The organism is Hyphomonas sp. (genome assembly GCF_046313735.1).
In the GTDB taxonomy this organism is placed as follows: Bacteria; Pseudomonadota; Alphaproteobacteria; order Caulobacterales; family Hyphomonadaceae; genus Hyphomonas.
This window is the reverse complement of sequence record NZ_JBKBXW010000008.1, coordinates 73,428-87,909: the sequence shown is the minus strand read 5'-3', so window position 1 is coordinate 87,909 and position 14,482 is coordinate 73,428. Positions and strand designations below refer to the sequence as shown.

At 64.3% G+C, this 14,482-nt stretch carries 15 protein-coding genes; 11 read left to right on the top strand and 4 right to left on the bottom strand.

Annotated elements, in window-relative coordinates; genetic code table 11:
- Window positions 1-2 precede the first annotated feature (2 nt).
- The 11 genes from ACK4SV_RS05885 to ACK4SV_RS05835 all read left to right on the top strand — a co-directional run bounded on the left by ACK4SV_RS05885 (window position 3) and on the right by ACK4SV_RS05835 (window position 10,821).
- Entirely contained in the window at window positions 3-653 is a 651-nt protein-coding gene (locus tag ACK4SV_RS05885; RefSeq protein WP_409916876.1) for a hypothetical protein, read from the top strand.
- A gap of 117 nt (window positions 654-770) precedes the next feature.
- On the top strand, window positions 771-2,681 hold the full coding sequence (locus ACK4SV_RS05880) for a cytochrome D1 domain-containing protein (protein WP_409916875.1): 1,911 nt from the start codon (window positions 771-773) through the stop codon (window positions 2,679-2,681).
- Window positions 2,681-3,331 carry an SCO family protein gene (locus tag ACK4SV_RS05875; protein WP_409916874.1) on the top strand — a complete coding sequence of 217 codons (651 nt, stop codon included), beginning with the start codon at window positions 2,681-2,683 and terminating at the stop codon, window positions 3,329-3,331. The genes ACK4SV_RS05880 and ACK4SV_RS05875 overlap by 1 nt, the downstream gene beginning before the upstream one ends.
- Window positions 3,332-3,348: 17 nt before the next feature.
- Entirely contained in the window at window positions 3,349-3,972 is a 624-nt protein-coding gene (locus ACK4SV_RS05870) for an SCO family protein (protein WP_409916873.1), read from the top strand.
- Window positions 3,959-5,323, top strand: coding sequence for a hypothetical protein (locus tag ACK4SV_RS05865; protein WP_409916872.1), 1,365 nt, complete (start codon window positions 3,959-3,961; stop codon window positions 5,321-5,323). The genes ACK4SV_RS05870 and ACK4SV_RS05865 overlap by 14 nt, the downstream gene beginning before the upstream one ends.
- Before the next feature lie 174 nt (window positions 5,324-5,497).
- Window positions 5,498-6,100, top strand: coding sequence for a curli assembly protein CsgF (locus tag ACK4SV_RS05860; protein ID WP_409916871.1), 603 nt, complete (start codon window positions 5,498-5,500; stop codon window positions 6,098-6,100).
- Between the two features lies 1 nt (window position 6,101).
- Window positions 6,102-7,142, top strand: coding sequence for a CsgG/HfaB family protein (locus tag ACK4SV_RS05855; protein WP_409916870.1), 1,041 nt, complete (start codon window positions 6,102-6,104; stop codon window positions 7,140-7,142).
- Window positions 7,143-7,336: 194 nt separating this feature from the next.
- Window positions 7,337-8,665 carry a hypothetical protein gene (locus ACK4SV_RS05850; protein ID WP_409916869.1) on the top strand — a complete coding sequence of 443 codons (1,329 nt, stop codon included), beginning with the start codon at window positions 7,337-7,339 and terminating at the stop codon, window positions 8,663-8,665.
- Between the two features lie 30 nt (window positions 8,666-8,695).
- The gene (locus tag ACK4SV_RS05845; protein WP_409916868.1) at window positions 8,696-9,769 is read left to right on the top strand and encodes a hypothetical protein; all 1,074 of its coding nucleotides are present in this window, start codon (window positions 8,696-8,698) and stop codon (window positions 9,767-9,769) included.
- 13 nt (window positions 9,770-9,782) lie between these two features.
- Window positions 9,783-10,253, top strand: a complete 471-nt coding sequence (locus ACK4SV_RS05840; protein WP_409916867.1) for a curlin repeat-containing protein — start codon at window positions 9,783-9,785, stop codon at window positions 10,251-10,253.
- Window position 10,254: 1 nt separating this feature from the next.
- Window positions 10,255-10,821, top strand: coding sequence for a hypothetical protein (locus tag ACK4SV_RS05835; RefSeq protein WP_409916866.1), 567 nt, complete (start codon window positions 10,255-10,257; stop codon window positions 10,819-10,821).
- 23 nt (window positions 10,822-10,844) lie between these two features.
- Here the strand turns inward: ACK4SV_RS05835 and ACK4SV_RS05830 are convergent, their stop codons facing one another.
- From ACK4SV_RS05830 to ACK4SV_RS05815, 4 genes are all read right to left on the bottom strand, one after another.
- Window positions 10,845-11,735, bottom strand: a complete 891-nt coding sequence (locus ACK4SV_RS05830; protein ID WP_409916865.1) for a family 16 glycosylhydrolase — start codon at window positions 11,733-11,735, stop codon at window positions 10,845-10,847.
- A 62-nt stretch (window positions 11,736-11,797) separates the two neighbouring features.
- Window positions 11,798-12,505 (bottom strand): sugar transferase, encoded by a 708-nt coding sequence (locus ACK4SV_RS05825; protein ID WP_409916864.1) that lies wholly within the window; start codon window positions 12,503-12,505, stop codon window positions 11,798-11,800.
- A gap of 367 nt (window positions 12,506-12,872) precedes the next feature.
- On the bottom strand, window positions 12,873-13,457 hold the full coding sequence (locus ACK4SV_RS05820) for a polysaccharide biosynthesis/export family protein (RefSeq protein ID WP_409916863.1): 585 nt from the start codon (window positions 13,455-13,457) through the stop codon (window positions 12,873-12,875).
- A 67-nt stretch (window positions 13,458-13,524) separates the two neighbouring features.
- Window positions 13,525-14,418, bottom strand: a complete 894-nt coding sequence (locus ACK4SV_RS05815) for a metallophosphoesterase family protein (protein ID WP_409916862.1) — start codon at window positions 14,416-14,418, stop codon at window positions 13,525-13,527.
- Window positions 14,419-14,482 lie beyond the last annotated feature (64 nt).

Below are 14,482 nucleotides of genomic sequence, written 5' to 3'. Positions count from 1 at the left end.
CGGTGACCCTGCCAAACGGCAGCATGTTCCGCGATTTCTCGATGATCATCCAGAAATCGGTGAACCTGCGGTATCGTGATGGCACGCCGGTCGAGAATATCGCGGGTGAAGGGGTCGGCGTGCCGGAAGACGCGCATGATGCCGGCGCCGCCGCGATCAATTTCGGCACCGAGCCGCTCTGGTTCCGCTTCGGCTTCGGCGCCGGCGCAGACTGGGGCTTCGGCGACGAGACCGGCCCCGGCCTTGCCTCGATCCCCAACGCCTTCCGGGCCTATGCGAATGCCCAGGGCGGCAATTCGGATCCGGCCACGCCGGTCTACCTCGCCCGGCCCGGAGACCAGGTGCGCTTCCGCATCACCAAGCCCACGGGCTATGCGCGGAACACCACGATGGCGATCCTCGGCCACAACTGGACCGAAGAGCCCTTCATCTCGGTCAACATGCCGTCGGATGTGATGGCGAAGACGGCGTTCCAGGTGTATCGTTCCACGGTCGACAACATCGTCACGGGCAATGGCTGGAACGTCGTGACCGAAGCGGGCGGACCGTTCCGCGCGCCGGGCGACTATCTCTTCCGGGATATCGGCTCGTTCGGCAATCTCAACGGCCTGTGGGGTATCTTCCGGGTCGAGGAGGACAATCCGATCCCCTGACGACACGCCGCAAGTTCCGGCTGGCCAGTTTCTTGCTGAGCCAGCCGGAAAGCAGGTTGAGGGGGCAGGCAGCACGGTATGGTTAATTTCAGGCGTCTATTGAAAGAACCGGCATGGGTGACCCTCGGGGCCGCCCTGCTCGTGGCCGGCCTCGCCTTCGCCATCATCTTCCGCGCGCCCGCCGCAGAGCAGGGTGCCGCCGGCCCGGTGATTTCGCGCGACGGCCTGAATGTGGAATTCTCGATCACCTCGGTCACGGCCCCGGATGGCCCCGTGATGGCCGGGGATGTTGCCCGCCTCTCGCTCAAATTCACCGACGCCGGAACCGGCCGTCCCGTTTCGGGACTGCTGCCCGCCGGCTGGATCGACCCCCTGCGGGCGGAAGACGCCGCCAGCGAGGAGGCCTGCCGCACGTCGGCCGGCACCTATCTCGCCGGCTATGTCGGCATCCGGCCGATGATCGACCTCAACAGCTATTATCTCGTGGTGCTCAACTCTGACCCCACCATTGCCGTCATTGATCCGATCATCGGCGTGCGCGGCATCACCAAGCTCCTCACCCAGGTCATCCTGCCAGGGCGCGGCGAGGACTGGGCCCGCTCGCAGGATGAAAAGCGCGTCTTTGTCGCGATGCCGGGCCTCGGTTCCGTCGCCGCCGTCGATCTCGATACCTTCCGGCTGATCGAGACCGTCCCGGTGGGCGAGCGCCCGACGCGCATCATGGTGCAGCCGGATGGCCGCTATATCTGGGTCGGCCGCACCGGCGCCGAGCCCGGCGTCACCGTGCTCGATGCCGAAACCCTCGCCATCGCCGCGCAGATCCCGACCGGGGCCGGCCATCACGAATTGCTGGTGACCGGCGACAACCGCCACGCCTATGTCACCAACCGCGACGACCGCACCGTCTCCGTCATCGATGTGCGCCGCCTGCGCAAGACCGGCGAATTTACCCTGACCGGCCGGCCGATCTCGCTCGCCTATTCCGATCTCGCCCGCGCGGTCTACATTGCCGATGCTGAAACCGGCGAAGTGATCGTCACCGAGCCCGGCTCCAGCCGCGTGCGCGCCACGATCCCGCTCGAACCCGGCCTCGGCCCGATGCGTGTGGCGCCCGGCGGGCGGTTCCTGCTCTCGGTCAACCCGAAAGCCAACACCGTCTATGTGATCGACACGGCGAACAACCAGCTCATCCACCGGCTGGAGATTGCCGGTGAGCCGTTCCAGATCAGCTTCTCGCGCAGCTTTGCCTTTGTCCGTTCCCTGACGAGCACCACCGTCTCGATGATCCGCCTCGCTGACCTTGGCGGGCGGGAGCAGGTGACGATCAACCGCTTTGAAGCGGGCGAACGTCCGCCCTCGGACTCTCCGCAGCTCCTGCCGTCTGATCTCTTCGCAACCGCCGTCACCGAAGCCGCCACCATGGTCGTCAGCCCGGGGGACGCGAATGTCTACTACTATATGGAAGGCATGAACGCGCCGATGGGCAGTTTCGGCGGCTATGGCCACCGTCCGCTCTCGGCGCTTGTCGTCGACCGCACGATCAAGGAAGCCGCGCCCGGCGAATATGTCTCGGTGGTGAAAATCCCGGCGACGGGCAATTTCCATCTGATCCTGACGATGGATGCGCCCCAGATGATCCAGTGCTTCCCCTTCACCGCGGAGCAGAACCCGCACATCGCGCGCGACGAAGCTCCGCTGCGCATCGCCTATGATACCCGCAGCGGCATGATGGCGCCGGCAGGCCAGCCCGTCCGTGTACGTTTTACACTCACCGATACGGCCAACAATGGCGCGCCCTATGCGCGCGATGATGTGATCGCGGTCACCTTCCGCGCGCCTGGCCATGACCGTGCCGAGCACAAGGCCCGCGCTGTCGGCGAGGGCGTTTACGAAGTCACCTTCACGCCCGCTGAGGCCGGGGCGCATTATGTCTATCCGGCCGTGCGCAGCATGGGGCTGGATTTCGGCAAGCTGCCCTTCCTGACAGTGGTGGCGCAGGAAGAAGCCCGCAGCGGAGGCGCGCCGTGATGCTTCGCTTTGTTCTCGGTGCCGGCCTCTTCGTCCCGATCCTGGTTGCGCTGATTGCGGCATGCTCGCCGGCGGCAGGCAGCGCTGATCCGCATGCGCACCATTCTGCCGCCGCCGCGCCGGAAGCACAAGGCACCGTGCAGCGCGCACTCGTCGTGCTCAGCGATGCGCCGATGCTCGACCAGACCGGCGCCGTCCGCCGGCTCAAATCCGATATTGCGGAAGGCCGCATCATCGTCGTCGATTTCATCTTCACGAGTTGCCAGACCATCTGCCCCGTGACGACCGCGCTGATGGCCGATGGCCACCGCCGCCTGTCGGACATCAGCGGCGATGATCTTGCCTTCATCTCGATGAGCGTCGATGCGCGCACGGATACGCCGGCCCGCCTCGCCGCGTTCGCCGCCCGCCATGGCGCGGAATGGAGCTTCCTGACCGGTGAGAAGCCGGTGATGGACGAGGCGCTGACCTGGCTCAACGCCTACGCCATCGTTCCGGAAGACCATACGGCGATGATCGTCATTGGCGACACCGCAACCGGCGAGTTTTCCCGCATTTATGGCCTGCCGGACCCGGCTGTCATCGAGGGGCGCGTGCGCGCCCTGATGGCCCGCCGCCAGGCGGCGCCCGCCGTCCTGCACCAGCACTGATCAACGAGGATTCCGAAATGCGTCGCCTTCTGACAATCCTGACACTGATGGCTTCCGGTCTCATCGCAGCGCAGGGCGCAACCGCCCATGGCGGCCACAATCATGGCTCGGACCGTGTGGAAACGCGCAGCGTATCCGCTTCCGCCGGGGACGAGCGCGCCCGGGCCTATTTCACCGATACGGTTCTTGTGGATCACACAGGCCGCTCGGTGAAATTCTATTCCGATGTGCTCGAAGGGCGCACGGTCGTCATCAGTTTCATCTTCACAACCTGCCCGGATGCCTGCCCGCTGATCAATGCCACGCTGGAGCGTGTCCAGGACAGGCTGCGCGACCGGATCGGCAAGGACATCGTCATTGTATCGATCACCGTGGACCCGGAAAATGACACGGTGGCGGTGCTGTCGGACTACCGGAAAAAGTTCAAGGCGATGGATGGCTGGATATTCCTCACCGGCACGACCCGGAACATCGAAACCGTCAGCCAGAAGCTCGGCCAGGTGTTCGAGCGCGATGCCCACCTCACCGCGCTGCTCGTCGGCAATACGCGCACGGCGCGCTGGCGCAAGATTCCCGCCCATCTGAGCGATGCCATCATCGCCGGGCAGATCAGGGACATCGCCGACGATGTCTGGAATTAGGCAATGGTCAGCCTGCGGACTGATCCTGTTTCTCGCTGCCTGTTCGCCTCCGGCGGCGGAGGCGCCCGCCCCGCCGGCAACGGCAGCTGAGCTGCAGGCCGCGCAGGACCGTGGCCGCCAGATTTACTTCGGCGAGGAAGGCTCTCCGCTCGACCACGCGACAGCCCGTGTCGGCGGCATGGATGTGCGCCTTCCGGCCAGGGGCTTTCCCTGTGCCTCCTGCCATGGCCGCTCGGGCTCGGGCTTTGCCGAGCGGGGCGCCGCGCCAACCGACCTGTCGCGCGGAGCGCTGACCCGGCCTTACACCGTCTCTGCCAGCGCCGGGCGCCAGCGCCCGCCCTATACACTGGCGTCCTTCCGCGCCGCCATCCGCGCGGGCAAGGATCCCGGCGGCAATGCACTCGCCGAAGCCATGCCACGTTTTGACCTTCCGGACACAGACCTTGCCGATCTGTGGGCTTTTCTCGAAGTCATTGACACGCTGAATGATCCAGGTGTGGACGATTCAGAGGTGCGCATTGCCGTCGCCTTTGCTCCGGGCCCGGCCGGCGAAGCGCAACGCCGGGTTCTGGACATGCTCGCCGGCGATATCAATGCGCTTGGCGGAATTCACGGGCGCGCCCTGATGTTCGAGGCGGCCCCGCCGGGAGGGACGCCGGCATCAGGAACATTCGCCTTCCTTGTTGTGTCGCAAGCCGGCGCCGCGCCTGCGGCGGGCCAGCCAACACTGTACCTGTCGGCGAGCCTTGGCGGAGATCCGCTCGGGTTTTCCCTGCTGGCGGGCCCGGAAGACGAGGCCGCCGCCCTGCGCCGCTTTGCAGTCGAACGGCTCGGTGTGGTGACGGTTCAGGATGCCTGCCAGCCTGGGTCCGCAGCGGTCCGGCTCCTGTTGTCCACTGACTGTCTGAGCGGCGCGCGGCAGGCCGGCCAGCTCCTCATTCCCAATACTGTCTTCGTGAAACTTCCGCCTGCGGAGCGCCGCAGCCTTCCGGCTGAGACCTATGTTGCGCTGCCAGCTCCCCTCTCGCGTGTGGCGCCGGGCGCGCAGACAGCCCTTGCGCGAACGCGTGCGCGCGCCGGCACAAGCCGCGAGACGATCATCGCTGAAGCTGAAGCCTACTCCGTTGCGGCTGTGCTGATCGAGACACTGATGCGCACCGGTAGGGAGCTCACACGCGAGCGATTTGTCTCTTCACTTGAGGATATCCGCGATTTTGAAGGCGCAATCACCCAGCCGCTCAGCTTCGGACGTAACCGGCGCAATGGCTCAAGAGGGGTAGAGGTCGCGGAATATTCTCCGCATACGGGAATTTTAACGCCGACAGGTGTGTGGATCGATCCGGATCGCTAAACAGGCGGTGTCATCACTCCCCATACGGGTGAATTCCCGGCGTCCGTGCCGCTCTGACGAGACTCGTGTTGACCCCCCTGATCCACTGGCGTTTATCTTGCATCTTGAGGGTAGAGAAGCCGCGCCAACGATACTCCGTTGACGGCAGATGCTTCTCACGGAGGGACGCAAATAATGGTGGGATCAATCAAATCCGCGCGGGCAATCCTGGCCGCAGCCATCTTCGCCTCGGTCTCTGCACCCGCGCTGGCGCAGCAGCTCGTATATGCACCTATCAACCCGTCATTCGGCGGCGACAGTTTCAACTCGTCGCACCTTCTGGCCATCGCGAATGCGCAGAACACCTATCGCGATCCGAACGCCCCATCGGTTTCCAATTCCCAGATGGACCAGTTCCTCCGCCAGTTGCAGAGCCGGCTGCTCTCATCGCTTGCCGCGCAGGTGAATGATGCGATTTTCGGGCCGAATCCGCAGGAATCCGGCACGATCACCTTCGGCGACCAGATAATCACATTCGTCCGTGGACTGGATTCTGTCACCCTGACGATCAAGGACCTGTCGACCGGCACGGTCACGGAAGTCATCATCCCCCTGATGGGCGGAAAGGTGGATCCGTCCGGCGGGTCCGACCTGTTCGGCATGGCCGGCTACACCCAGCCGGCGCCTGCGGGCTCGACCAGCCTGCTTTCCGGAGAAACGCTGGCCCAGCCGCCGGCGCTGTCGACGCTCGGCTCGTCCTTCAATGAACTCGGCGACCTCACGAACGGAGGGTTCTGACATGTTCAGTGTCCTCCGTATGCTGCAGGCAGCGGCCTGCGCCGCCCTGCTTTTTCTCGGTGCCTGCGCCACCACGATGAATGATGGCCACCCCGGCATGATCCAGCGTGCGGCCGTTTCCGAAGTGCGCACCGATACGCAGAACAGCCTGCGCAGCCTGCCGCCTCCGCGCGAGCGCGCCGCCGTCGCCGTCTATCGTTTCGATGACCAGACAGGCCAGTTCAAACCCTCGGACAGGGTGCAGACCCTGTCCAAGGCGGTGACCCAGGGCGGAACCTCCATCCTGCTGAAAGCGCTGCAGGATGCGGGCGACCGGTCATGGTTCACAGTGATCGAGCGGGAGAACCTCGACCACCTCCTGAAAGAGCGTCAGATCATCCGCGAAATGCGCCGGCAATATCTCGGCGAGGAAGACCTCAACGAAGCCGCCCTGCCGCCGCTGCTGTTTGCCGGCGTCATCCTCGAAGGCGGCATCATCGGCTATGATACCAACACCGTGACCGGCGGGGCCGGCGCGCGCTTCCTCGGCATCGGCGCCCATACGAGCTACCGCGAAGACAAGGTCACCGTCTATCTCCGCGCCGTCAGTGTACGGAGCGGCGAGGTCATCACCTCGGTTGTCGCCTCCAAGAAGGTTGCCTCCTTCGGTGTCGCGGCGAACGTCTTCCGCTATGTCAGCTTCAAGGAACTGCTCGAAGTCGATACCGGCTTCACGACGAATGAGCCGGACCTTCTGGCCCTGCGCCAGGCGGTGGAAAAGGCCGTCGAGCTTCTGATCCTCGAAGGCGCCGATCTCGGTGTCTGGGGCTTCCAGGATGAAATGGCCGGCGCCGAACGGCTTGAGCGTTACCGCGCAGAGCGTGATGGCCGGTTCAATGAGGACGACATCCAGTTTGCGAGCACCGAGCCGCGCCGGACCGCGCAGGCGGGTCCGCCCGGCCGGCAGCGCCGCACCAGTTCAGCGCAGCAGGGACGCTCGGAACAAGGCGTTCCCGTGGCTGAGCCGCCGGCAACGCTCCTCTCGTCCAGCGGCTATCGCTGAACGGGGCAACAGTTTCGCCGAATCCTCCGCGCCCTGACTAAACAGGCAGCAGCGGGGACCGGCACCGGAAGGCGGCGCGGGGTCGCGTCACCATCGTTCGTTGCCCGGGATGGTCCCGGGCTGCGGACACAGGGAGTGGTTGGGGTCTTGCTGCTGAGGCGGGCCTGGGACGCAGTTTAGTAGGGAGACACTTTATGCGTATGAAACTCATGGCCGGTGCGGCGCTTGCGCTCGTGATGGCCAGTCCGTCGATCGCGAATGAATCGACGGTCATCCAGAACAATCTGAACAATACCGCGACGGTCGATCAGGCCTCCGGTGCGAAAGGCAAGTCTGCGATCACGCAGAATGGCCAGGACAATCTCGCAAAGGTCGATCAGAGCGACCTGTCGAGCGCCGGAACCTCCGGCACCCGCAATGACAGCACCATCGTGCAGAGCGGCGCGGCAAACCTTGCTGATGTGAAGCAGACAAACACCGGCGCCGGCGCAAGCCCTGCCAACGTGTCCTCGATCACCCAGACCGGCAGCAATGCGGCTGCGTTGCTCGACCAGACCGGTTCGGGCAACAACTCCGCCATCAACCAGGCCGCCACCGGCCCGGTGACCGCCGATGTCACCCAGAACGGGACGGGCAACCAGTCCACCGTCGGCCAGTCCGGCAACAACACGACGGTCTATGTTGACCAGGGCATCACGAATGGGACGTCCACGGACAGCATTGCGACGATCGACCAAGGCTCGTCCGACAGCGTGATCAACGTCAAGCAGGGCGGCACCGCCCAGTCGGTGATTGCATCGCAGCTCGGCACGCAGAACGCCATGTCGGTGGACCAGTCGGGCGCCGAGAACTTCGCCAATGTCCTCCAGACCGGCAATTTCGGCAGCATCTTCGTCCAACAGATCGGCACGAGTTCCGGCTCCTCGGCCTTCCTCGAGCAGACGGGCAATGGTTCGGTTCTAACCGTGAACCAGGACGGCGCAGCCAATCTGGTCGGATCTGGCATGAACGCTTTCGTTCAGTCGGCGGACAATTCAACGGCCTATATGGAACAGGTTGGCCTGCTGCATTTCGTTGGCGGGACGCAGGCTGGTACGGCCAATTCGCTCGACATCCGTCAGGGCGGTTCGGCGCAGACGGCCCAGGTCAGTCAGAGTGGTTCGGGTAACACGATGGCGGTCCGCCAGCAGCTGAACGGCAACTTTGCGCTGCTCAACCAGTCGGGCACTGGCAATGCGATGGACCTTTTCCAGAACGGCTCGTTCAACACCGCCTCCGTCAACCAGTCCGGCACGGGCAACAACCTGCTGATCAGCCAGGCCGGCGGGATGAACTCCGTCAACGTGCTTCAGAATGGCATCAACGGCCTGATCGACATCGATCAGAGCACCAGCGGCGCCCATGCTCAGGTCACGCAAGGCGGCGGCACGGGCAACCGGGCGTTTGTCACGCAGGCTTCGCTCGATGCCATTGCGATCATCACGCAAGCGGGCACGAACAACTACGCCTTCGTCAATCAGTAATTGTTCAGTACACACCTCATGGAGGGGATCATGAACAGATATCTTGTAGCATCCGCCGCGCTGGTTGCCCTGTGCACCGCGCCGGCCTTCGCCCAGGTCTTTCCGGCCCCGGGCATCGACAACTCGGCTCGCATCACGCAGACGGGTAACAACAACGAAGCCACGATCGACCAGGCCGTGAACGGACTGATCAACGGCCAGAACCAGGCCGAGATCAGCCAGAGCAGCAATGCCGGCCGCGCCATGATCAGCCAGACAACGGCCACAAGCCCGCGTCCGGGTGGCTTTGCCAACACGGCGTCGATCGATCAGCGCCGGGCCCGCACCAGCGCCACGGTCGAACAGATCCATGACTACCAGCAGGCCTTTGGAAACGAAGCCAACATCACCCAGATTGCTGCGGATGCCGCTGCGGCCGCCCTGCAGCGGGGCGATCGCAACTTCATCAACATCCGTCAGCTGAATGGTTCGGTCATGCCGGTGGCGTCTGTCCAGCAGAACGGCATCTGGAACCGGGCAGTTGTCCGCCAGGGCGGCACGAACGGCACGGTCATCGTCCGCCAGGGCGACTATACCAATGCTGTCGGCGCTTCGCCGGTTTCCAGCCGCTCACGCGCAACGATTGACAATAATGGCGTGAACTCGACCATCTATGTCAATCAGGTCGGCTTCGGCAATGAGGCGACCATCTTCGAGCAAGGCAACAGCGGCCTGATCGACGCAGACATGTATGGTGACCAGAACATCACCAATATTGATCAGCGCTCGACCAATGGCACGATCATCCTGACGACGACCGGGGCCAGCTTCAACAACCTGTCGGACATCCGCCAGGAGATCTCGGACTTCGGCAGCAGCGCAACGATCCTGCAGGCCGGCGCCTTTGCGACCGCCAATGTCACCCAGAAAGACCTTCTGGGCCTTGGCGGCAACAATCAGGCGAACGTCCAGCAGAGCGGGTTCGCCTCGGGGCTGAACAATGTCGTCTCGACGATCACGCAGGATGGCGGATCGAACCTCGCAAACGTGAACCAGATGCGCAGCCTCGCTGTGTCGACGGTCACGCAAACCGGCTTCGGCCACGTCTCCACGATCTCCCAGTAAGGAGAGACGGGCGATGCGGCCGATCTGCGCCAAGCTCAGGGGGGCGGTCCTTGCGGCCGTCCTCTTCAGCGGGGCTGGGGCACCGGCATTTGCCGGTGAGGGTGAGGCCTCCCTGATCGAGGGCAATGGGATTCTCTCACTGCTCCGGGGAGGCAGCCTGGTACCATCCGTTCCGGATACGGAGCGGATGGTGCTGTCCGTGCAGAGCGGTCCGGAAAACCATCTGATGGCGGATCAACGTCTCGCGAGCGGCGGCACGCTGCTCCTGATGCATCAGATCGGAACGAACAACCACGCCGAAATCGTCCAGTCCGGCTCGGCCAATGCCGCGAGCCTGACACAGCTCGGCAATGACAATCTTGCAACCCTCCTGCAGATCGGCGGCAACAACGGGCTGGTCCAGCTTCAGGAAGGCAATGGACTCAGCATCGCAGTCACCCAATATGGCGGCTCGCAGATGATCATAACCCAGAGGAACGAATAGGATGCGCTGCAGGCTCGCTCCCGCCCTCTGCGCTATCCTTTTTCCGGCGCTCGTCCCGGCGGCCGCCCTCGCAGAGCAGGCCCCGCGCAGCGCTGCCATAGACCAGGTCCAGCAGGGCGCCCGCACGTCGGATCGCAGCCGCGCCGCGCTTGATCAGATCGGTCCGGCCGAGCGGCGCGGCGCCGTCGACCAGATCGACCCCGCCGCCCGCGCCCGCGACCCCGCAGCAGGCGCCGCCTTTCTCACTGCCGCCCCACGCCCCGCGCGCGCCGCGCGGGGATGCCAGGTCACGCCGGAACAGGCGGCCATCATCGACTCGCTGCGGGCGCAGGGCCGTATCCTCGCCGACGACTGCGATCTTGTGGACTGGGTCGCCGTGACCCATGGCCGGACCCCATCGGAGGAACGCCGCGACCGGGCAGAGCGCGCCGAAGCCGCCCTGCCGGGGCAGATCTCGATTGCTGCCGATCATGAGCGTGAGCAGGAGCGGGAACGCGACGAAGCCCAGCGGATCGAGGCCGCGCGCCAGAACTTTTTCCTCGAAGCCCTGATGCCGCCTGGCCGCTGAACCCTGGCGGCGCAGCCTTTTCGCTAATCTCCCGGCGGCACAAATGTGTCCGAACATTGCGGCGCCATGTCTCCGGCGCGCTGGAAGCTGACGCAGGAATAGGCCGCCCTCGTATGGTTGTGGAAGGTGGGGGGGCCGTGCCAGGCGTATTGTCCCGGTCCCCCGCTCCACACTTGCAGGATCAGCCGGCCTGGGCTCTGCGGGATCGGGTGGTCCTCCGGGGTGGAGGTGTGCACCAGCGTGTCATTCACATACCAGCGGATCCGGTCCGGTTCCCAGTCGAACGCATAAAGATGCGCCTCGCGGGTCGTGTCATAGGGCACCGGAATGCCAATTGTGCCATGTTGGCGGCCGTCGGTGTAATAATTGAACGTCACCATGCGCGCATCGCGGCCGAGGAATTCTATGTCGATCTCGTCATGCGGGTCGCCGAACTGGCCATGCGTATGGGTGAACATGGCGCTGACCGTGCCGGAGCCCGGCGCAGCCCGCATCACCACTTCATAGCGCCCGAAATGATAGAAGCCCCGCCGCTGATACTCGCCGCCGGCGAGCGTCTTGCCGTCCACCCGGCGGCGGGCGAGCTCCAGCTCCAGCCGGCCGGGCGTGTGATGCACATGCCGGCTCAGCCAGGCGGGGTGGAAATCGGAAGGGTAGTTCAGGTTGCTGCGGGTCCAGCGCGTTGGGTCGTGCGGCCCGTCGAATGTCTCCAGGAAGGAGGCGCCTTCCAGTGTTTCCGGCGCGGCTTCAGGCTGCGGTTCGGCATGGAGGGGCAGGCGCTCGCGCCCGGGCAGGATGCCGGTCTCCGGATCGGGATAGGTCGTGCAGGCTGCAAGCAAAGCGCCCGACGCAAGGAGGAGGCCGAGGACAAAACCGCCGCGCGTCGTGCCAGGGCTCGGCCAGAAGCGCCGCATGGATCAGGTTCCGTTCGTGTCTTGCCCCAGCCCTCAGGCTGGGGCCGGGTGAAGCGCCGGGATCAGCGGGCGCCGACCGAGAACAGCACAGCCGGGACGGTCTTCAGCATGATCATCACATCGCCCCAGAAGGTGCGGGTGCGGGCGTAGGTCACGTCCATTGCGACGCGCTCGGGATAGCTCACATTGCTGCGGCCGCTGATCTGCCATTTGCCGGTGATGCCGGGGCGCACGCTGCAATAGTCGGCAAAGCCCTCGCCATAGCGGCTGCGCTCGGACATCGAGATCGGGCGCGGGCCGACCAGCGACATGTCTCCGCGGATCACGTTGATCAGCTGCGGCAACTCGTCGATCGAGGAGGCGCGGATGAACTTGCCCAGCGGTGTCACGCGCGGGTCATGGGTCAGCTTCTGGGTCTCGTCCCATTCGCGCTTGGCGGCCGGGTCGCTTTCCAGAAGGGCCTGAAGGCGCTCCGCCGCATCGGGCACCATCGAGCGCAGTTTGAGGCATTTGAACGTGCGGCCATTCATGCCGTAACGGGTGTGCGGGAAGATGGCCTTCTCGCCATCCTGCAGGCGGATCAGGATGCCGACCGTCAGCAGCACGGGGGCCACAAAGATAAGGGCCACCACCGCGATCGTGACATCCAGCACGCGCTTCGCCGTAACCGGCGGCGAGGGACGCGGGTCGCCTGATTCTGCGCGGACATAGTTCTCGGTGAAAGCGTCGGTTTCAACACCGTCCGCCGTGTCCGTGATCCTGAAATCCATCCCTGTCCCCTTCATACTCTACGCCGCTCAACATTGTTAACTGCAACACCCGGGTCCCACCGGCGGCGTGTTCCTTTATGAAACTGCCGTTGCGTTGTCATGTTTTGGCGTTTGCAAAGCGTATACCACCTTCGCTGTTGCAAAATAAGAGCTTTCGAAAAGTTTCTCCAAACAGGCGAAGTATTCGCAAAATATTGGCGCAAATGCTCGCCGGTGGTGCAGCGTGTGCCGCATGAGAGGCAATTGTGTTAACCAAACAGGCAAAAATTGCCTCTCAAGACGATGGAATCTGCCAGCGACTCACCAAAACGCCGCCCTGTTCCGGGGCGGCGTTTCAGCACATGTCAACAGTGTTGGGGGCGGGGTCTCAGAAGATCCGCTCGCCGATCCGGATCGTGTCGCCCGGGCGCACAACCGTGGAGGGAGTCAGCGTGTAGGCCACTTCCCGCTCCTCACCCATGCTGCGAATGAAGATGATCCGCTGGTTGGCGCGATAGGTATATCCGCCTGCTGCGGCCACCGCATTCTGCACTGTCAATCCGTTCGTATACGGATACTCGCCCGGCCGGTTCACTTCGCCGAGGATGTAGAAGGGGCGGTAATTGATCACTTCGGCGCTGACGCGCGGGTTCAGCAGGTAGCCATCGGAAAGGCGCTCGGCGATGGCCTGTTCCAGCTGGACGGTCGTGAGGTTCTCGGCTGTCACCTGCCCGATGAGCGGCATCGAGATCGACCCTGTGCCATCCACTTCGAACTCGCCGGAAAGGTCCTGATGGCCGAACACCGTGACCCGCAGACGGTCGCTGGAGCCCAGCATATAGGCGCCGAGGCGTTGGGACTCGCCCACCGGTCCAGCCTCGCGGACGCCGGCAGTCGGGGTGGTATTGCAGGCCGCCAGCAGGGTGAAGAGCGTCAGGCTGAGAATGGCAAGCAGGGCGCGAAAGTGCAGCATCGTCATGTCTCCGGCATCTCGTGTTTGCGAAGCATATAGCGCTCCGACTGCCGGGGTGTACCCGGTCTCAGGTGCTTAGAAAAGCAACATCTGTGCCGTAAAGCCGCGCAGCCGAAAGCCGCCCGGTCAGGAACGCGCCGGTATCGAGACCGATGCGGCGGTCATCGCGGTAAATGGAATCTTCCGGTGTGTGCCCGTGCACGACCAGTTGCGGAAACGGCGCCCGGTCATCCAGGAATTCCTCGCGGATCCACAGCATGTCGCGCTCGCTCTGGCGCTCCAGGGCGACGCCGGGGCGCAGGCCTGCGTGCACGAACAGGTAGTCGCCCGCCACATGCCAGGGTTTCAGGCCCTCCAGGAAGCTCAGATGATGGGCGGGCAGGCGGGTGCGGAACTCATGCCAGACCCGTTCCCAGGCCTTCTGCGCCGCCGCCATCTCCTCATGCGAGTTGAGGCTCGCGCGGGTATTGGGCGGGGCAAGGCCATAGGAATACAGCGTCTCGGCGCCGCCGAAACGGGCCCATTGCTTGCCGAACTCCATCTCGCGCAGGAAACGCAGGAGCGCCTCTTCATGGTTGCCGAGCAGGAAGACCGGGTCAAACCGGCTGGCTGCGCCGCTCGCAAAGTATTCGATCACATCGCGCGATTGCAGGCCCCGGTCGATATAATCGCCCAGGAAGATTATCTGCGCCTTTGTGCCGTCCGGCAGGGTTGCGGCATCGCTTTCGATCTGCTGCATCAGAAGGGTTAACAGGTCCATCCGCCCGTGAATGTCGCCGATGGCATAGAGGCACACGCCGTCGGGGGCCTGCGTCACGCGGGTGACAGGCGGGGGCGCGGCTTTCTGGGGGGGCGCTTCCTGGGCTGCAGGCGCAAACACGCGCTTGCCGACCGCGCCAGCTCTGCGCGTCAGCTCACCGAGGCTTGCCCTCAGCGCTGTCGTCAGGTTCCCACGCCGCATCACCGCCATCCGCGTATTTTAAACTTTAATTTAGTGTATTGTTCCGGAAATGCAAAGACACTCA